At 70.9% G+C, this 19,260-nt stretch carries 16 protein-coding genes; 10 read left to right on the top strand and 6 right to left on the bottom strand.

Annotation, left to right across the window (positions count from 1 at the left end; all coding sequences use genetic code 11):
- Positions 1 to 129 precede the first annotated feature (129 nt).
- Positions 130 to 1,824: a carboxylesterase family protein gene (locus tag ACGH52_RS29110; RefSeq protein WP_079032786.1), complete on the top strand. Its 1,695-nt coding sequence runs from the start codon at positions 130 to 132 to the stop codon at positions 1,822 to 1,824.
- Between the two features lie 69 nt (positions 1,825 to 1,893).
- On the opposite strand, the gene ACGH52_RS29105 is transcribed toward ACGH52_RS29110, so the two are convergent.
- The 5 genes from ACGH52_RS29105 to ACGH52_RS29085 form a co-directional block, all read right to left on the bottom strand.
- The gene (locus ACGH52_RS29105) at positions 1,894 to 2,865 is read right to left on the bottom strand and encodes a zinc-binding alcohol dehydrogenase family protein (RefSeq protein WP_059298083.1); all 972 of its coding nucleotides are present in this window, start codon (positions 2,863 to 2,865) and stop codon (positions 1,894 to 1,896) included.
- Between the two features lie 66 nt (positions 2,866 to 2,931).
- Positions 2,932 to 3,759, bottom strand: a complete 828-nt coding sequence (locus ACGH52_RS29100) for an ABC transporter permease (RefSeq protein ID WP_059298081.1) — start codon at positions 3,757 to 3,759, stop codon at positions 2,932 to 2,934.
- Positions 3,756 to 4,664, bottom strand: coding sequence for an ABC transporter ATP-binding protein (locus ACGH52_RS29095; RefSeq protein WP_210974508.1), 909 nt, complete (start codon positions 4,662 to 4,664; stop codon positions 3,756 to 3,758). The genes ACGH52_RS29100 and ACGH52_RS29095 overlap by 4 nt, the downstream gene beginning before the upstream one ends.
- On the bottom strand, positions 4,664 to 5,677 hold the full coding sequence (locus ACGH52_RS29090; protein ID WP_399943555.1) for an ABC transporter substrate-binding protein: 1,014 nt from the start codon (positions 5,675 to 5,677) through the stop codon (positions 4,664 to 4,666). The genes ACGH52_RS29095 and ACGH52_RS29090 overlap by 1 nt, the downstream gene beginning before the upstream one ends.
- Before the next feature lie 142 nt (positions 5,678 to 5,819).
- A complete protein-coding gene (locus ACGH52_RS29085; protein WP_399943552.1) occupies positions 5,820 to 6,806 on the bottom strand; it encodes an ABC transporter substrate-binding protein in 987 nt (328 codons plus the stop codon).
- Between the two features lie 165 nt (positions 6,807 to 6,971).
- On the opposite strand from ACGH52_RS29085, the gene ACGH52_RS29080 reads away from it, so the two are divergent.
- The 8 genes from ACGH52_RS29080 to ACGH52_RS29045 all read left to right on the top strand — a co-directional run bounded on the left by ACGH52_RS29080 (position 6,972) and on the right by ACGH52_RS29045 (position 16,077).
- Complete coding sequence (locus ACGH52_RS29080; protein WP_121700804.1) at positions 6,972 to 8,324, top strand: MFS transporter; 1,353 nt, start codon at positions 6,972 to 6,974, stop codon at positions 8,322 to 8,324.
- An 85-nt stretch (positions 8,325 to 8,409) separates the two neighbouring features.
- Positions 8,410 to 9,261: an IclR family transcriptional regulator gene (locus ACGH52_RS29075; RefSeq protein ID WP_399943549.1), complete on the top strand. Its 852-nt coding sequence runs from the start codon at positions 8,410 to 8,412 to the stop codon at positions 9,259 to 9,261.
- A 126-nt stretch (positions 9,262 to 9,387) separates the two neighbouring features.
- Positions 9,388 to 11,700 carry a CoA transferase gene (locus ACGH52_RS29070; RefSeq protein WP_399943546.1) on the top strand — a complete coding sequence of 771 codons (2,313 nt, stop codon included), beginning with the start codon at positions 9,388 to 9,390 and terminating at the stop codon, positions 11,698 to 11,700.
- Complete coding sequence (locus tag ACGH52_RS29065) at positions 11,697 to 12,494, top strand: enoyl-CoA hydratase/isomerase family protein (RefSeq protein ID WP_224219777.1); 798 nt, start codon at positions 11,697 to 11,699, stop codon at positions 12,492 to 12,494. The genes ACGH52_RS29070 and ACGH52_RS29065 overlap by 4 nt, the downstream gene beginning before the upstream one ends.
- Positions 12,495 to 12,502: 8 nt before the next feature.
- The gene (locus ACGH52_RS29060; protein ID WP_399943543.1) at positions 12,503 to 13,273 is read left to right on the top strand and encodes an SDR family NAD(P)-dependent oxidoreductase; all 771 of its coding nucleotides are present in this window, start codon (positions 12,503 to 12,505) and stop codon (positions 13,271 to 13,273) included.
- Positions 13,274 to 13,388: 115 nt separating this feature from the next.
- Positions 13,389 to 14,237: an alpha/beta fold hydrolase gene (locus tag ACGH52_RS29055; protein ID WP_059298066.1), complete on the top strand. Its 849-nt coding sequence runs from the start codon at positions 13,389 to 13,391 to the stop codon at positions 14,235 to 14,237.
- Positions 14,238 to 14,275: 38 nt separating this feature from the next.
- Positions 14,276 to 15,130 carry an alpha/beta fold hydrolase gene (locus tag ACGH52_RS29050; protein WP_059298064.1) on the top strand — a complete coding sequence of 285 codons (855 nt, stop codon included), beginning with the start codon at positions 14,276 to 14,278 and terminating at the stop codon, positions 15,128 to 15,130.
- Positions 15,130 to 16,077 (top strand): alcohol dehydrogenase catalytic domain-containing protein, encoded by a 948-nt coding sequence (locus tag ACGH52_RS29045; protein ID WP_059298063.1) that lies wholly within the window; start codon positions 15,130 to 15,132, stop codon positions 16,075 to 16,077. The genes ACGH52_RS29050 and ACGH52_RS29045 overlap by 1 nt, the downstream gene beginning before the upstream one ends.
- A 199-nt stretch (positions 16,078 to 16,276) precedes the next feature.
- On the opposite strand, the gene ACGH52_RS29040 is transcribed toward ACGH52_RS29045, so the two are convergent.
- Positions 16,277 to 17,776, bottom strand: coding sequence for an AMP-binding protein (locus ACGH52_RS29040; RefSeq protein WP_210975807.1), 1,500 nt, complete (start codon positions 17,774 to 17,776; stop codon positions 16,277 to 16,279).
- 163 nt (positions 17,777 to 17,939) lie between these two features.
- Between ACGH52_RS29040 and ACGH52_RS29035 the strand changes: the two genes are divergently transcribed.
- Positions 17,940 to 19,187 (top strand): Rieske 2Fe-2S domain-containing protein, encoded by a 1,248-nt coding sequence (locus tag ACGH52_RS29035; RefSeq protein ID WP_059298060.1) that lies wholly within the window; start codon positions 17,940 to 17,942, stop codon positions 19,185 to 19,187.
- Positions 19,188 to 19,260 lie beyond the last annotated feature (73 nt).

The following is a 19,260-nucleotide window of genomic DNA, read 5'->3' as shown; positions in this document are numbered from 1 at the left end:
TGGCTGACTGGCCTGGGCGCGGGCGCCGGGAGCGTCATCAGCAGCGTCCCCCGCTTCCTCCCGGTGTGACCCCGTCGGGTGCGGCCTCCTTCCGGCCCCGGGGTCTGTTGAACGGAACGCGAAAGCCGCATGCGTGCCGCGCCGGGCTCATCATGGCTCCCCCATCGCTCCGACCTCTCAGGAGATCCCGTGCGACCCATTGTCCGACGGGGACTCGCCTGCCTGGCGAGCCTGTTGTTCCTACTGAGCCTCACAGCGGCTGTACCCGCGACGGCCGCCCCGCGTTCCCTGACGATTCCCACCGACAAGGGTCCGGTCGCGGGAGCCTCGGCAGACCAGGTCGACCGCTTCCTCGGCATCCCGTACGCGGCTCCGCCCGTAGGTGCCGGACGCTGGCAGCCTCCGGCACCCGCCGCTGCCTGGACAGGCACTCGGTCGGCCACGTCTCCCGGCTCTCGCTGCCTGCAGTTCGGCGGCGGCACAGGCAGCCCGGGAATGAGTGAGGACTGCCTGTACCTGAACGTCTACACCCCGGCCCAGCGCACGAACCGTCCGCTGCCGGTGATGTTCTGGATCCACGGCGGCGGCTTCTCCTTCGGTTCGGGGGACGGGGAAGACGGCTCGCTGATCGCCAGGACCAACAACGTCGTGGTCGTCACCGTCAACTACCGCCTCGGCGTCTTCGGCTTCCTCGACCTGCCCGGGCTGAGCCGGCACGGTGCGGGCAACTACGGCCTGCTCGACCAACAGGCGGCGCTGCGCTGGACTCAACGCAACATCGGTGCGTTCGGCGGAGACGCGAGCCGGGTCACCATCGCCGGTGAGTCGGCCGGAGGCCATTCCGTCTGCGCACTCATGGCATCGCCCCCGGCACGAGGGCTCTTCTCCGGCGCGATCATCCAGAGTGGCGGGTGCCCGAGTCACACCGTCGGGCAGGCCGTCGACCGCGGGAAGAGGTACGCGGCGGCCGCGGGCTGTTCCACCACCTCGGCCGGCCTGTCCTGTCTGCGGGCCAAGCCCGCCGGTGCACTGCAGGCCGCTGCGGGGGGCTTCGTCGGCGGCGTCCTGAGCGGTCCGCTGCCCGTGTCCGGTGTCCCCGAACTGCCCGTCCCGCCGATCGAGGCCGTACGCACCGGCGGGACCGCCAACGTCCCCCTCCTGATCGGCCACACCCGTGACGAGGTGCGCGCGTGGGCACTGCCGTTCGCGCAGGCGACGAAGGAGCAGTACGAGCGAGCGGTCCGGACAGAGTTCGGGGACGAGGCCGATGCCGTACTCGCGCACTATCCGTTCGACGCCTATGGCGACTCGTACACCGGGGCTTACGCCTTCGGCGCGCTGTGGGGGGACAGCAGCGTCTTCTACGGACTCGGAGGCTGCCAATATCAGAACCTCACGGCCCGGTTCGCGACGCGGCAACCGCGGACGTACTTCTACGAGTTCAACGACCCGCACCCACCCACCGGCCGGCCCTCGACCGGCTTCGACGCGGGTGCCTCGCATGCCAGCGAGATGGCATACCTGTTTCCCTCGGCGGTCTCGGAGCTGCTGTCTCCCGAGCAGCGGCAGCTGTCCGCGGAGATGGTGCGCCACTGGGGCTCGTTCGTGAAGCACGGGAACCCCGCTGCCCCTGGACTCGCCGCCTGGCCTTCGTACCGGGCGGGCACGTTCATGTCCCTGCTGCCGGGCGGTGAGAGCCGTGCCCTGAAGACCGGGGTGTACGAGGCGCGCCGCCAGTGCGACTTCTGGAACTCCATCGACTACGACTGGCTGCCTGTCGACCCGGACCGGCTCGCCGCACAGGCAGGCGTTCCCCAGTCCTGATCCGGTACGTCGAACGGGCCCTCTCCTGCGAGAGAGGGCCCGTTCGACGTGTTCCGCCGGGGGAGGGCGTCAGTCGCCGGTGTCCCCCAGGTCGAGCACGATCTTGCCGACCGCCGTCCCGGTCCCCAGCCGCTCCACCGCTTCGTCGAGCGCGTCCATCCCGTAGCGCTCGTACGGCAGCGACAGCGCGCCCGAGGACAGGTCCGGCAGCAGGCGCAGCACCTCGGGGGCGACCTCCTGGCCGCGGGAGATCATGTTGACCGGCAGGAGGGAGACGTCGGCGAGGAAGAAGTCCGCGAGGTCGAGGGTGAGCTCGCGGCCGGCCGTGTAGCCGAGGAGCGCGGCCCTGCCACGCGGGCGGACCAGGGCGAGGGCGTCGCGCAGGATCGTGCCGCCGACCGTGTCGATCAGTACGTCGACCTTGCCGCCGATCGCTTCCTCGGACAGGTCCGAGGCGAGCAGCGCCTTGGCGACGCCGGGTACGTGGGGCAGCTTCGCGGGCCGTCCGACCGCGCCGACGACCTCGGCGCCGGCGCGCGCGGCGAGCTGCACGGCCATGGCGCCGACCGCGCCGGACGCGCCGGTGACCAGTACCCGCTCTCCTGGGCGTACTTGGGCGATGGGGTGGACGGTCGCCCAGGCGGTGCCGACCGGGGAGAAGTAGATGCAGGCCAGAGCGGGGTCGGTGCCCTCGGGCATGGGCTCCGCGGCGGCGTCCGGTACGAGCACGTGCTCGGCCCAGGCGCCGTCGCGGCTGAGGCCCAGCCCTTCACCGCGCAGCCGGACCAGGGCACCTTCGGGGTGGGTGTCCGAGGCGACGACGTAGCCGCTGCCCTGGGTTCCGGGGATGAACGGCAGCTCGGGCAGGATGCCGAACTTGCCGTCGAGGATGTTCAGGTCCAGGTGGGCGACGGTGGCCGCCGCCGTCCGGACGAGGGTGTGTCCGGGCCGGGGCTCGGGCAGGGCCCGCTCCTCAAGGCGCGGCAGGGTGCCAAACTCCTCGAGGACAAGGGCGCGCGATGTGGACGAGGAAGTGCTCACTTGCTGTTTTTCTCCGTTCTTCCCCCGTTGGTCACTGCCCTCCCCCGTTGATCTCCACGGCTCCGTTTACACCTTAACTCCATACTTGTGCAGTACACGCATCGCGATCAGGCGCAGTATCCGGTCATAGACGAGGCCCAGGAGGCCGAGGGTGATGATGCCGACGAAGACCCAGTCGATGCGGCCGTAGTTGCGGGAGGTCCAGATGAGGGAGCCGAGGCCCACCTGGGCGGCGACGATCTCGGCGGAGACGATCGTCAGAAAGCTGTTGCCCATGGCCAGGCGGGCGCCCGTGAGGATGTAGGGGACCGTCGACGGCAGCACGACGCGCTGCAGAATCTGGCGGCGCCCGGCTCCGAGGCTGGCGGCCGCCCGCAGCTTGGACTCGTTGACGGCCATCACACCAGCGCTGGTGTTGAGCGTGACGATGAAGACGGCCGTGTAGAAGATCAACACCACCTTCGACGACTCGCCGATGCCCAGCCACACCACCGCCAGGGTCACGAAGGCAACGGGCGGGATGAAGCGGAAGAACTCGATGTACGGCTCCAGGAGCTGGCGGACGATTCTGATCTGCCCGATGAGCAGTCCGACCGGGGCGCCCACCACGACGCCGAGGCCCCAGCCGATGAGGATGCGCCGGCTGGAGGCGATGACCGAGTTGCCCAGGGTGCCGTCGGACGCCAGTTCACGGGCGGCCGACAGGGTCTGCCTCGGCGAGGCGACCAGGGAAGGGCCGTACTTCATGGCCACGAGTTGCCAGACACCCAGGCCGACCAGGACGGCGAACGCGTACAGGCTGAAGGTGCGCAGTGCCTGTCCGCCGCCCGCTCCGCCGGGGCGGCGTGTGCGTGGGCGGGTCGGGGCCGGGGCCTCGGTGGTGGTGATCGTCATGCGCCGTTCGCCTCTCGGTCGAGCTGGTCGTCGAGTCCTTGATCACGCATGGCCTTGCGGACCTCTTCTCCAATGTCCTCGCGCAGCTGGTTGCGCAGGCGCAGGGCGGCGGGGTCGGACTCGTCGCGAGGGCGCGGCAGGTCGACCGTGTACAGGGATTTGATCGAGGCCGCCGGGCCTGCCGTCATGACGGCGATCCGGTCGGCGAGGAGGATCGCCTCGTCGATGTCGTGCGTGACGAAGACGACGGTGCAGCCGGACGCGCTCCAGATGCGGGCCGTCTCCTGTTGCAGCACCTGCCGGGTCTGCGCGTCGAGCGCGCCGAAGGGTTCGTCCATGAGGACGACGCCCGGTTCGTTGGCCAGGACTCGGGCGATCTGGACGCGCTGGCGCATGCCGCCGCTGAGCTGGCCGGGGTAGCGGTCCGCGCAGTGACGCAGGCCGACCAGGCCGAGGAACTCGTCGGCCACCCGGTTCTGTTCGGTGCGGCTGCGGCCGCGCATGCGGGGCCCGAAGGTGACGTTCTGGTGCACCGTCATCCAGTCGAAAAGGGCCTCGCTGCTCTGGAAGACCATGCCGAGCTCGGGGTCGGGGCCGCTGACCGGGACGCCGTCCGCGGTGAGAGACCCCTCGCTGACCTGGACGAAGCCGGCCATGGCCGACAGCAGCGTGGACTTGCCGCAGCCGCTCGGACCGAGCAGGCAGAGGAACTCGCCGGCCGGGATGTCCAGGTCGATTCCCTGAACGGCCCGGAAGTCACCGAAGGAGATGCCGGCCCCGTCGACGCGCAGGGCCGCGCCACGTCCGGGCGTTGCTTCCGTACGCGGGGCTGTCACGGTGGCCGCGGCTCCGACGCCCTTCGCTGGTGCCGTCTTCTCCTCGGTCCCCTTGGTCACCTCGGTCATCAGGACCCCTTCGTGTCGTCGGAGAACCAGCCGCGCTGGACGGTGCGGGACACGTCGGGGCGGGCCTTGACCTTGCCGGTGTCCAGGTAGAAACGAGCCGTGTCCTCGTAGCCCTTCAGGTCCTCGGCCGTGAAGTCGCGAACGGCGAAGTCGATGTCCTTCACCGCGTTCACGGTCTGCGCGGAGGGAATCTTCGCGGCGTCCTTGGTGGCCTGTGCCGCAGCCTGCGGATCGCTCTCGGTCTTCTCGGCCGCTTCCGCGAGGGCAGCGGCCACCTTGGCGGCGGTGTCCTTGTTCTCCTTGAGCCAGGGTGAGGTCGACAGAAGCCAGTGCTGGTAGCTGAGGCCGTAGTCGCCCGTGGTCTCCAGAACCCGCGCGCCCACTTCCTCCCCCTTGGCCGGCCACGGCTCCCACAGGACGTATGCGTCCACGTCGCCCTTCTTGGTGAGCGCCGGAATCTCGGCGGGGTCGGCCGTGACGAATTCGACCGCGTCGGGCTCGATGTCTTTCGATTCGAGGAACCGGGTGGCGGCCAGTTCGGACAGGCCCGGGACGACGGCCATCTTGCGGATCTCGGCCGGGGACTTCACATGAGGGCCCAGGACGACCTTGAGGTACTGCCCGGAGTCCTCGTAGACGAGGAGCGAGCGCAGGTCCGGGTTCTGTCCGAGCAGGCCGATGGTGGTGGCGTCGGAATTGCCTGCCATCTGGACCTGTCCGGCGTTGAGGGCGTCGACTCCCTCCCCTCCCTTGGCGAACTGGACCAGGTCGACATCAACCCCGTGCTTGGCCCACAGCCCCTCGGCGCCGGCCACGAAGAACGGCGCGTACGAGGCGTCGACACCGACCGCGACGCGGATGTGGGGTCCGCCCGCCCCGCCGGAGCCGGGACCGGCCCCCGCGTCGGTGGTGCCCGCGCCGCACGCGGTCGCCGTGAGCAGTGTGGCAGTGAGGAGGGCAGAGCGGGTGATGTGTGGTTTCGAGTGGATTTTCGGGCGGGACGCAGTCTTCATGGCCACCTCGGATCGGGACGCTTTTCGGCAGGTCATCGGGGGGTGGGCTCGCGAGTTGGCGCACGCTACTGCCGGTCGGCGGGCAAGTGCATGCGCGGCGGTCCGCTCAGTGGGACGGTCTGGGAATGTTCGTCCCAGCCGGTCATCCGGCGTACTGGTCGTACCAGCCGCGCAGCAGGACCGTGTCGAGGTCGGGGGCGCTCTTGACGAGGTGCTGCTCCATGAGGAAGTCCACGATCCGACGTGAGGACGTGACATCGGCCGAGGTCAGGGCTCGGGACTCGAACGAGATCTCACCGATGGCCTTCTCCGTGCCCGCCACCGGCAGCTGGGCCTGCTCGTGCGCCGCGAGGGCTGCCGCGTGCGGGTCCTCGGTCACCGCCCGGCCCGCCTCGGCCACCACCTTGAACACTTTCCCGGCGAGTTCCTGGTTGTTCTCCAGCCACTTCCGGTCGGCGATGAGCCACTGCACGTAGGTGACCCCGAAGTCACCGATCGACCCCGCGAGGTGACCGCCCGCTTCGACGCCCTTGCTCACCCAGGGGTCGAAGAGGATGTAGGCGTCGATGTCGCCTCGCTGGAGCATCGTGGGGATTTCCTGGGGCCCGCTCTGCTGGATCTTCACCGACTGCGGGTCGATGCCGTGGTGCCGCAGGTACTCGTGTGTCGCGTACAGGCCGATGCCCTGGATCGAGCCCATCGTCTTGATCTGGCGCGGCGAGGTGATGCCTTCCCGCAGGACGACCTTGAGGTAGCGGCCTGAGGACTGGAAGGCGCCCAGGGCTCGCAGCCGCGGGTTGTTCACCATCTGTGGCAGCGCGGTGGAGTCGGCGTTGGCGGAGATCTGTGCCGTGCCGGCCGTGACCGCCTGGGCCGCGGCCGGTCCACCCTCCACCTTCATCAGCTGCACGTCGAGGCCGGCCTCTGCGAACATGTCGCGCTCGGCGGCGAGGTAGAGCGGGGCGTACGAGGCATCCACGCCGAGGGCGATCCGCACGGTCGGGTGCTTGCCGCCCCCGGATCCGGCCGAGTCGGTGGTGCCGGCCCCGCAGGCGGTGGCGAGAAGGAGCGCGAGCAGCGCGGCGAGGGCGACCGCCTGGCGCCCTTGCGTGCCGTGATGGCGGAACATCGGATGCGGCCTCCGGGTCGGAGTGAGGTCGAGGTGGCGGCACGCTGGCACTCCGGGTGCACCGGCGGAAGTGTGGTGTCCCGCCTGGCGGACCGGCCCGATTGAGGCGGCATGGTGCCGTTCGTACGCTCCACCGATCTCACGCTCGAACGGCAAGGAGCACACATGCCCCGCAAGAGCACGACCGAGGGCGCGTCCACGACGCGGCGCGTGGTCATCGCGTCCGTCGCCGGCAACATGATGGAGTGGTACGACTTCTTCCTCTACACCACCGCTGCCGCGCTGGTCCTCGGCACGGTCTTCTTCCCCTCCGGCGGGCATCCGCTGCTCGGCACCATCGCGGCCCTGGCCGGTCATGCCGTGGGATTCGCCGCCCGGCCCATCGGGGGCTTGATCTTCGGGCACATCGGTGACCGGCGGGGGCGCAAGGCCGCGCTCATGGGGACGCTCTCGCTGATGGGCGGCGCCACCTTCTGCATGGGGTTGCTGCCCTCGTACTCCACGGCCGGTCTGCTCTCCCCACTGCTCCTGGTCCTGCTGCGGGTTCTCCAGGGAGCGGCGGCCGGCGGCGAATGGGGCGGCGGCGTCCTCATCATCACCGAGAACGTCCCGGCCGAGCGCCGTGGGTTCCTCGCCTCGTTCAGCTCCTGCGGCATGGGCCTGGGCTTCGTGCTGTCATCGCTGGCGCTGTGGCTGGCCGAGCAGGTGTCCGGGGACGGCTTCCTGGCTTGGGGCTGGCGGCTGCCGTTCCTGGCCAGCGCGGTGATCTTCGTGGTGGGGATCTACATCCGCCGGAATCTCGGCGAGACGGACGGCTTCGAGGCCGAGTCCGCCAAGGCCGCGAGCGCACCTCACTCTCCGTTGCGGGAAGTACTGCGGCGGCATCCGCACGAGGTGCTGTTCGCGATGGCGCTGCGCTTCGCCGACAGCGGCGCCAGTTACATCTTCATGTCCTTCTCCCTCGTGTACGGGGCGTACGTGGGCATCTCCTCGACCGTGCTGCTGTGGGCCGGCATCGTCGGGATGCTGGTGGACTCGGCGATGATGGTCGTCTTCGGCCGGCTCTCCGACAAGGTGGGCAGGCGTCCCGTCTACCTGGGCGGGGCGATCGGGATGCTGGTGTGGGCGGCGCCCTTCTTCCTCCTCATGGACACGGGGCACCCCGCAGCGGTGTGGGCGGCGTTCATCGTCGGCCACATCGCCATCGCCGCGATGATCGGGGTGCAGCCCTCGTACTTCTCCGAGCTCTTCAGCACCAGCACCCGGTACTCCGGGATGGCACTCGGCCACGAGCTGTCGTCGGCAATCGCCGGGGGCCTGTCGCCGGTCGTGGCCACCGCTCTGCTGGCCGCCACCGGGCACTTCCTGCCGGTCGCGCTGCTGACCATGGGAATGGCCGTGGTCACGCTGGTGGCACTGGTGTTCTTCGCACACGTACCTCAGGCAGAGGGGGCGGCGGAGCCCGAATCAGCGGACACCAAAACAGAAAAAAAGGAAATAGACGCGTCTGTTGCCTGAAATTAACCTTCCCGCCCCTCTAGGCAACATGGCGTTGTTGCACTTCAAATGGCCTTGGCCGCCATGCGACGAAGTGAGGACGCCGATGCAGTCGAACGCCGACGACGATGTGCTCCTGCCCAATTCGGTACTGGGCAAGGCTCAGCTGCTGCTCGCCGCGTTCGAGTCGGGGGCGGACCGGTTGCGCCTGAGCGAACTGAGCCGCCGGTCGGGCGTGCCGAAGGCATCGGCGTACCGGCTCGCCCAGGAACTGGTGCGATGGGGCCTGCTGGACCGGCACGGGGAGACCTACGAACTCGGCATCAGGCTCTTCCACCTGGGACAGCGGGTCCCCGCTTCCGCCGTGCTGCGCTCGGTCGCGCGCCCGCTGATGACCGACCTGTACACCCGGACCCGCGCCGCCGTGCACCTCGCTGTCCTCGACGGCACCCACGTCCTGTTCCTGGAGAAGATCGCCGGTGAGGCGAACGTGCTCACCCACTCGTACGTCGGCGGCTGCCTCCCCGCCTCCTGCACGGCGACCGGCCAGCTGCTGCTCGCCCTGGCCCCGGACGGGCCCGAGCGGGTCGCGGCCCTCGTCCGCACCGGGCTTCCCGTGCTGACCCCCCGTTCCGTGACCGATCCCGGAGTACTGGCCCAGCGGCTGTCCAGAGCTCGGCGTCAGGGCTACGCGCTGGAGGTCGAGGGGGTCAGGGCCGGGTACGCCAGCCTCGCCGTGCCGGTGTCCATGGGCGGGCAGGAGTACGGGGCGCTCTCGGTCACCGGGCCCGTGGCGCAGGTGTCGGTGGACCGGTGGCTGGCGGCTCTGCGGGCCACGGCGGAGAGCATCGAGCGCGGCGTGGCGCAGAAGACCGCACGCAGGGCGCCGTGCGAGACGATCCGTCCGGCGCGCGTACGCGAAGCACCCGTGGCGCGCAGCGCGCCGGCCGTGAGCTGATCCGCGCGGCGGGGACTGCCGGTCCGGTCGGTTCAGTCAGCAGAACACCCGGGTGGTCCCGCCTCCCCTCCCCCAGTGATCGTGACATTCCGCAAAGGCTGCGGACACGTATGGGGAGGAGCCGTGGTGCGACCAGACACGGACCCGCCGGCACTGCGCGTGCTGGACCTGACCGATGAACTCGCCTTCCAGGGTGCCAGGCTGCTTGTGGGAGTCGGCGCCGACGTCGTGCGGACCGAACCGGGCACCGGACTCGGCCCGGCGGCCCGTACGCACTGGCACGCGGGCAAGCGGTGGGTGCCGGTGGACGACCCGGCCGGCCTCGACACCCTTGCGGCGGGCGCCGACGTCGTCCTGGAGAGCGGGCCCGTGGCGCGGCTGCGCGGCCTGCGGGAAGACGGTTCGTCCCGTTGGCCGCACGCCGTGCACGTGGTGGTGACACCCTTCGGGCTGACCGGGCCGCGCCGCGACTGGGTCGGTGACGATCTGGTCTTGGCGTCGGCGGGTGGCATGACGTGGCTCGGCGGGCGTCCCGACGGTCAGCCCAAACCTCCCCCGCGGGAGCAGGCACTGCAGACCGCCGGGGCGCACGCGGCGATCGGGGCGCTGTTGGCCGTCGTGTCGGGCACCCCCCAGCTGGTCGACGTCTCCGTGCAGGAGGCCGTCGCGGCGACCCTGGAGACCGGCGCCCTCGCCTGGATCCACGCCGGACGTTTCCCTGTGCGCAACGGGGGCGTGTACGAGCACGTGGCGCACCGGATCCTCGAGGCGGCTGACGGCCATGTAGCCGGGGGCTACTCCGGCAGCAACCGGATGTGGACGGACCTGCTGGCATGGATGGCCGAGCGGGGCGAGGCCGGTGACCTCGTCGACGAGCGCTGGCAGGATCCCGCGTTCCGGTGGCGGCAGCGCGCCCACGTGGACGCTCTCGTGCAGCGGTTCGCGGCGCGGCAACCCGCCGCCGAGCTGGCCACCGAGGCACGGGCGCGGTCCCTGCCGTGGGCGGAGGTCGTACCGGCCGGACGTCTGACGGACAACCCGCAGCTGCGCGACCGCGATTTCCTCGTCACGATCACCGGTGCGGGGCTGCCGGACGGCGGCGCCGAGGACGTCGGTTTCCCCTGGGCGGCGCTCCCCCGCCCGGTTTCCCTGCCGTCGCTCCACGAGGCGGCGCCGGGCGAGGCGCCGTGGCGCGGTTCCGGACCGAGCCGGGTGCGCGGCGATGGTGCGACGCCCAAGTCCCGAGCGCTTGAGGGGATTCGCGTCCTGGACCTGACCTGGGTCCTCGCCGGCCCGTATGTGACCAAGCAGCTCGGAGAACACGGCGCGGACATCGTCAAGATCGAGTCGCGGCACCGCCAGGACCCCACGCGTTTCGCACCCTCGATGCATCTGCGGCCGGGCTCCGACCCCGACGACAGCGGCTACTTCCTCAACTTCAACCGCAACAAGCGCGGCGTCGCCCTGAACCTGCGGACCGAGGAGGGCCGGCGGTTGCTGCGGGCGCTGGTCCCGCACTGCGACGTCGTCGTGGAGAACTTCAGCCCGGGTGTGCTGGCCCGGTGGGGCATGGACCACGCGTCGCTGCGTGAACTGAACCCGGACGTGATCCTGGTGTCGATGGCGGGGGTCGGGCAGACCGGGCCCTGGCGCAACGCCGTGACGTTCGCCGACACGCTCGCCGCCATGTCGGGCCTGTCCGACGAGACCCGCGACCCGGGCGGCCCGCCGCAGGGACTGACCTTCGGACTCGGTGACATGGTCGCGGCCAATGCCGCGGTACTCGCCACGCTCGACCTGCTGGCGCGGGGACGTGGCGGCCACGTGGACCTGTCCCAGCTGGAGGCGATGGCCGCGACGATGGGCCCCGCGGCCCTGGAACCCGTTCTCGGCACGGACGCGCCCGATCCCCGGACCGCTGACCACCCGAACCGGTCACCGCGTGCCGTGCCGCACGGGGTGTATCCGACGGCCGGGGACGACCGGTGGGTGGCGGTGTCGGTGACCGGCGAGGCGCAGTGGCACGCCCTGACACGTCTCGTCGACCTTCCGTGCGCCGACGGCGACCTTGATACCCGACGGGCGAACGAGGACGAGATCGACGCCGCCCTCACCGCCTGGACGAGTCGGCAGGACGGTCACAAGCTGGCCGAACTGCTCCAGAGCGAGGGCGTGGCGGCGGCGGTCGTGGCGACCGGGCAGGACCTGGTGGAGGCCGACGAACACCTGGCGGCCCGCGCCTTCTATCCCGTACTGGACCATCCCCTGACCGGGCCGGTCCGGCACGAAGGCATCGTCGCGCGGCTGGCCGCGACACCCGGAGAACTCGACAGGCCCGCTCCTCTCCTCGGCCAGCACACGCAGGAGGTACTGCGCGAACTGCTCGGCCTGAGCGACGAACAGCTGGCGGCGCTGGCCGCCCAGGGAGTGACGGAATGAGGGAAGCGAAGATGACCCAGGAGAAGCGCTCCGTTCTGCACGTGACACACGACGGTGCCCTGGCCACGGTCCGCGTCGACCGGCCCAAGGCGAACGCCGTCGACCCGGCGATGATCGAGGAGTTCCTCACCGTCCTGACCCCGCTGGCCGCCGACCCGGAGGTGCGGTGCGTCGTCATCACCGGAACCGGCCGGTTCTTCATCGCGGGCGCCGACATCGCGGTCATGCGGGACCTGTCCGCGGACAACCAGGCGAAGATGCGCCGCTGGATCGACGTACAGCGGTTGATCGAGCAAGCCCCCAAGCCGGTCGTCGCGGCGATGAACGGCCACGCGCTGGGCGGGGGCGCCGAGTTGTCCCTCGCCTGCGATCTGCGGATCATCTCGGCCGAGGCCACGTTCGGCTTCCCGGAGATCAGGCTCGGACTGTTCCCGGGAGCCGGCGGCAGCCAGCGTCTGCCCCGGCTCGTCGGTCCGCACGTGGCGAAGCGCCTGATGATGGAAGGGGAAGGGCTGACGCCACAGCGCGCCCTGGAGTTCGGACTCGTGGATCTCGTGGTGGAGCAGGACGAGTTCGACGCGGTGGTGTCCGAGCGGGCCCGCCGTCTCGCCGCGCAGCCGACTGCCGCCATCGGTCTGCTCAAGCGGGTCGTCGACGAAGGGTACGGGCTGCCCGTCGAGCAGGCCCTGCGACGCGAGGAGAAAGGCGTCGCCGACCTGACCCGGACCGCCGACGCGGCGGAGGGACTTCAGGCTTTCCTCGACAAGCGCTCCCCGACGTTCACGGGTCGGTGAGGGCAGGCATGCAGCACACCGAAGAATCCGTACAGAGCGGCCCGGTGCTCGTCACGGGCGGCACCAGCGGGATCGGACTCGCGATCGCCGAGGCCGTGGCCCGCGACGGACGGCCGGTGGTGGTAACCGGGCGTTCCACGGAACGGTGCCGATCGGCGGGGCAACGGCTCCACCCGGTGTGCGGCGAGAGGCAGCTGGCGCTCGTCGCGGACACCACCGACCCGGGCGCGCTGGCCGAGGCCGTGGGCCGGGCGACTGACCGGTGGGGTCCGGTCACCGGCCTGGTGACGGCCGCCGGCCGCCTGGCCCGCGGCTCGGTGCTCGCCCTGCCGCCCGACGACTTCCGTGCCGCCCTCGACACCAACGTCATCGGCACCTGGCTGGCGATCCGCGCCGTCCTGCCCGGCATGACCGGCGCCGGTCACGGGCGCATCGTCACGATCGGCTCCGTGCTCGGCTCGACCGGCGCCCCCGAGCGGTCCGGCTACGCGGCCACCAAGGCCGCGGTCGCCGCGCTCACCAGGTCGGTGGCGCTGGAAGTCGCCGGGACCGGCGTCACCGTGAACTGCGTCGCTCCCGGCCCGGTGCGCACCCCCATGAACGAGGGCGACGCCGATACCGACGCCGCCGCCCAGGCCGCCTTCACGGCAAAGGTGCCGATGGGCCGCTGGGGCAGACCCGAGGACGTCGCGCACGCGGTGCTCCCCCTCCTCGCCGCCGGTTCGTCCTTCACGACCGGTGCGGTGGTGCACGTGGACGGCGGCTACACCGCGCAGTGAACGCGCCATGAGCCGCCCAGCGGAAGGGGTTCGCTCAGCGGACCGCGGAGCTGGGCCCACGCCCGGCGCGGTGATGGGCTCGACTCCGGCCCCCCATTCGTACGAAAGGAACCGCATGTCACCAGCACCGGAGAGCCGTTACGCGGACGGCTCGGGCATCCGCTACCACTACCACGACCTCGGCTCGGGTCCCGACACCGTGTTCCTGCACGGCGGCGGCCCCGGCTGTACGGCGTGGAGCGACTTCGGGCCCGTCGCACCGCTGTTCGCGGCCGACCGGCGCTGTCTGCTCGTCGACATCCACCAGTACGGCAAGTCGGAGAAGTCCCGCATCGAGGGCCCGATGTGGGACCACCACGCGGCTAAGACGGTCGGTCTGCTCGACACGCTCGGCGTCGACCGCGCCGACTTCGTGTGCAACTCGTGGGGCGGCACCATCGCGCTCAACCTCGCCGCGAAGTACCCGGAGCGCGTCCGGTCCCTCGTCATCACCGGCAGCATGCCCGTCTTCTACGGGCCGCTCGCCCCGCTGCCCGAGAACGGTCACCGCGGCCGCACGGCCCGGGACGTCTATTACGGCGGTGAGGGCCCGACCCGCGAGAAGATGCGGCAGCTCATCACGAAACTGGAGTGGTACGACGGCGCGAAGCTCCCCGAGGAGACGCTGACGCTGCGCTACGAGCAGAGCCTCGACGCGGGCGAGCGCGCGCTCGCGGCGATGTCCGACTCGCCGCGCGGCGACTGGCAGGACCTCACCGAGGAACTGGGCCGGATCCAGGCTCCGACGCTGTTCATGTGGGGCATGCAGGACGCGTTCCTCACCCCTGACTACCCGCTGATGCTCGCCCGCATGGTGTCCAGCGGGAGTCTCCACGTGATGGACCACGCCTCCCACCACCTCCAGGAGGAGCGCCCGGAGGCGTACCACTCGGTGGTCAGCGGCTTCCTCGACTCCTTCAACTGAATCTCCCCCACCCCCAACCGTCCTACGGAGCAAAGCCCATGTCGATCTGGACCGAGATCAGCCCCACCCCCTTCCGCGTCGAGTACGTGGACGCCGCCGGCGTTCCCACGCGCACCCTGCGCGCCGGCGACCCGCACGCCCAGGCCGTCGTGTTCCTGCACGGCACCAGCGGCCACCTGGAGGCGTTCGCCCGCAACATCACCGCGCACGCCGCCTACGACCTGCATGCCATCGACATGCTCGGCCACGGCTACACCGGCAAGCCCGACAAGCCCTACGAGATCGCCGACTACGTGCGGCACCTCCTCGACTACCTGGACGCCGTCGGGGTCGACAGCGCCCACATCGTCGGCGAGTCCCTGGGCGGCTGGGTCGGCGCCCGCGCCGCCATCGAGCACCCCGAGCGCGTGCGCAGTCTCCAGCTCCTCTGCTCGGGCGGCACCGTGGCCAACCCGGAGGTCATGGAGCGCATCCGCACCAGCACCAAGAAGGCCGTCGCCTCCGACGACATCGACCTCACGCGCAAGCGGATGCGGCTGCTCATGGCCGACGACGCCTCCGCCACCGAGGAACTCGTCGAGGTCCGGCATGCGATCTACCACACGCCGGAGTTCGTCGCGGGCGTCGACAACCTGCTCTCCCTCCAGGACATGGAGCGACGGCAGCGCAACCTGCTGCGTCCCGAGCAGCTGGCGCGGATCACCCAGCCGACGCTGGTGGTGTGGGGCCGGCAGAACCCGTTCGGAGAGGTGCCCGAGGCGACGGCGCTGCACCAGGACATCCCCGGCTCGCGCCTGGAACTGTTCGAGGAGTGCGGGCACTGGCCGCAGCACGAGCAGGCCCAGCGCTACAACGCCCTCAGCCTCGAGTTCATCGGCAAGGCCGCCGGCTGATGCGGGCCGTACGGTTCCACGCGTGGGGCGACGCTCCGGTCCTCGACGAGGTGCCCGAGCCCGTCCGCGCGCCGGGCGAGGTCCTCGTCCAGGTGACGGCGGGCGGCGTCTCGCACCTCGACGCCACCGTCGCCACCGGCGGCTTCGAGCTCAAGCCGGTCCTGCCGTACGTCGGCGGTGTCGAGGGTGCGGGCACCGTCCTGGAGGCCGACGCCGATTCCGGGCTCACGCCGGGCACGCAGGTCGTGCTGCGCGGCGGCGGCCTGGGCCTCTTGCGGGACGGCACGTGGGCCGAGCGGGTCAGCGTGAAGCGCAAGGCCGTCACCCCGCTCGCGGCTCCGCTCGCCCCCGCTGTGGCGGCGAGTTTCTTCGTCCCCGCCACGACCGCGTACGTGGCACTGCACGACGTCGCCCGGCTCGGGCACGACGAGGACGTCGTCGTGGTGGGTGCCGCGGGGGCGGTCGGCGCGATGGTGGCCCAGCAGGCACTGGCAGCGGGCGCGCGGGTAACCGGTGTGGTGGGCCGGGAGGACCAGCTGGCCGACGTACCGAAAGGCGCGGAGGCCGTGACGCTGGACGACGCGGAAGGTCTCGCCCGGGACCGGCCGGCCTCGCTGCTCGTCGACACGCTCGGCGGTGACGGGCTGCCCGGCCGCAGCCGGTGGGTGCGGCAGGGCGGACGCGCCGTCGTCATCGGGTACGTGGCGGGCCCGCGCGTCGAGCTGGACCTGCCGAGCTGGCTGCTCGACGAGGTGGCGCTGCTGCCGGTGAACATGATCCGCCAGGAACGCCGGGCCCGCGAGGTCTCCGACGACCTGGTCCGGCGGCTCTCCGCGGGGGAGCTGACACTCGCGGTGGAGCGATTCGGTCTCTCGGAGGCCGCGGCGGCGCTGGATGCTCTGAGGGCCGGGAGAGTCCGGGGGCGGGCAGTTCTGCTGCCCGGGTGAGAGCTCGGAGCGGTGGGCCGTCGGCCGGGTGCGGGTCGTGTACGGCTGGTCGCGCAGTTCCCCGCGCCCCTGAAGGCAGGCGGCTTCGCCGCCGCCTTCATCAGGGAGATGCCGCACGAAGTGCGTGCATCTCAGGGGCGCGGGGAACTGCGCGACCAGCCACAACGTGCCGCACTTGGCCGACGGCCGAAGACACCCCCTAGCCGCACCGGTCCCACGTCACCCCGGTGACACCCCGCTCCCTCAGCACGGATTTCCGGACCTTCCCGGTTTCCGTGAGCGGCAATTCCGCGACCACGTCCACGTACCGCGGAACCGCGAAGACCGGCAGCTCGCGCGCACAGTGCCGCGCCACCTCCACCGGGTCGAGCCCACGACCGGGGCGCGGCACCACCGCCACCATCACCTCGTCCTCGGCGAGATCGGACGCCACCGGGAACGCGGCGGCCTGAGCGACGTCGGGATGGGCGCGCAGAGCGGTCTCCACCTCGTAGGACGAGATGTTCTCCCCGCGGCGCCGGATGCAGTCCTTGACCCGGTCGACGAAGCGGAACCAGCCGTCGGCGTCACGCACCACGCGGTCCCCGGTGCGGCGCCACGAACCCAGGGCCGGCTCGGCCTCGCCCACGTAGCCCGTGGCGAAGGCGTGCTCCCGGTCGGTACGGACGACGAGCTCGCCGGGCGTTCCGTCCGGCACGCACGAAAGGTCCGCGTCGACGACCCGTGCCTCGAAGCCGTCGCGCACCGTGCCCATGTAGCCGGGGCGGCAGTCCTCCGGTACGGAGCCGATGACCAGGTTGGTCTCCGTGGAGCCGAACCCGTCGACCAGCCTCACCCCGAACCGCTCACGGAACACGTCCCACAGCGCGCCGGGCGTGCCCGGGCCCAGTCCACGCCAGGCCCGGTGCGCACGGTCCCCGGGCCCGGGCGGCTGCGCGAGCAGCATCGGCACCATGGCGCCGAGCACGTACACGCAGGTGGCCCCCGCCTCGGCGGCTCGCGCCCAGTACTTCGACGCGGAGAACCGGCGGTCCACGACCACGGAGGCTCCCACGGTCATCGCCTGCGCCAGCGTGTTGAGGGCGTTGGTGTGGAACAGGGGGAGACACGTGTAGAGCGTGTCGTCGGCCGTCAGCCGCAGTGAGTCGGCCACGTTCCGGCCCCACCAGGCGAACTGGGCGTGCGGGCAGCGCACCCCGCGGGAGGGCCCGGTGGTGCCGGAGGTGAACAGGACGGCGGCCGTCTCGCCGGGACGGGACGGGTAGGGGTCGAGTGCCCGCTCCACTCCGGGGACGGGCCCTTGCGGCGAGCCCGGCCCCGTCACCCACACCTGCCCCGCGTACCCCACGTGCTCCACCCGCTCGGCCAGTTCTTCCTCCGTGTACAGGAACCGCGGCTTCGACTCGTCCAGCGCGTGCCGGAGCAGCCGTCCGTGCAGCGCCGTGTTGAGCGGGACCACGACCGCACCGAGCCAGGAGCACCCCAGCACCAGATCGACCAGCTCGACGCGGTTGGACAGCAACGCGGCGACCCGGTCGCCCGACCGGCAGCCCCGGGCCGCCAACGCGCCCGCCATCGTGGCCGCGGCAGTACGGGCCTGTGCGTAGGTGCGCCGGGTCCCGTCGATGGTGAGGAAGAGGCGCTCGCCGTGGTGTGCGGCCGCCGCGTCGACCAGGCCGGGAATCGTCATGCGGGTCATGAACGGATGCTGTGCTCCCGCCCCTGAACGATCAAGGCCGACGGTTCGCTGACCGGTCCGCCGCAGGCCACGGTCCGTTCACCGGAACAGGTTCATAGGCAGGCGCCGCACCGCGCCGGATGCTCGTGGCGCACATCCACCGGAGCAGGAGGCCACGAGCGAGATGACGACGAGCGAACGACCCCCCGCAGTGAAGAAGAGCGCCACGAAAGAGCCCGCTCAGGCTCGCCGGGGATCCGCCGACAAGATCGGCCGGCAGGACTGGTCGTCCTGGCCCCACTACGACGCGGCGGCGTCGGGCTTCCGCGGCTACTGGTACCCGGTCACCTGGGCGAGCCACATCACCGGTGATCCAAAACCGTTCACACTCTGCGGCGAGAAGATCACGCTGATCCGCGACAACGGAAAGGTGTACGCGCTGCACAATCGCTGCCCACACCGCGGCGTCCCGCTGTCCGAGGGCAACCAGCAGTTCCCCGGCACCGTCAGCTGCCCGTATCACGGCTGGACCTTCGACCTGCCCACCGGCAAGCTCTCCGCGGTCATCACCGACGGCCCCGGGTGCCGTCTCACGGGCAAGCTGGGTGTGCGCACGTACGCCGTCGAGGAGCGGCTCGGCATGGTCTGGGTGTACGTTCCGGTCGCCGACGAGCAGCCGCACCCGATCGACGAGCAGCTCCCCGAGGAACTGGTGTCGAACGCCTTCGTGATGGGCGGCCGCATCGAGCCGCGCGGCGGCAACTGGCGCTTCGCCTGCGAGAACGGCTTCGACGAGGGGCACGCCAAGTACCTCCACAGGACGGCGCTGTGGCGCCTGTTCAAGCCGATGCCCACGTGGAACATCACCCGCATCGTTCCGAAGGACCGCTGGATCTACCGCGTCCAGGACGAGGTCTACTGGGAGGCCGACTTCCCGGGCGTGGGCCGCTGGTCCAACAAGCGGTGGTGGAAGAAGCAGCCGCCCAAGGAGACGTTCAACCTCGGCAACACCGGAAAGGCCGACACGGTCGACCCGGTCATCGAGGCCCAGGAGTTCCCCGGCTTCGCCTCGCTCTCGATGCCGGGCGTGCTGCGGATCGCCTACCCCAACTTCATCCACTACGAGTTCTACGTGCCGGTCGACGCCGACAACCACCAGTACGTCGGCGTGATGGTCAACTTCAAGCAGGGCTGGGACACGCTCCGCTTCTACGCCAAGTACCTGGGCGCGGTCCGCTGGCTGTTCCACGGCCAGTTCTCCGGCCAGGACGCCTGGATGGTCGACGTGACCGACGCGCCCCCGGAGAAGCTCTACCGCCCCGACGTGTCGCTGACCTCCTGGCGCAACCTCAGCGAGGAGGAGTACGGCAAGAAACTCGCCGCCGCCAAAGTCACCGACCCTGCCACGAACCCCACGGAAACGGAATCCTGACCATGGCCCGCACCCTGTTCAAGGTCCTGCTCGGTGTCGCCCTCGCGGTGGCACTCCCCCACGCGAAGAAGCG

The organism is Streptomyces sp. BBFR25, from assembly GCF_044590125.1.
Classification (GTDB): Bacteria; Actinomycetota; Actinomycetes; order Streptomycetales; family Streptomycetaceae; genus Streptomyces; species Streptomyces canus_D.
Note: the sequence above shows the minus strand (reverse complement) of the source record. Positions and strands in the feature narration are given on the sequence as shown.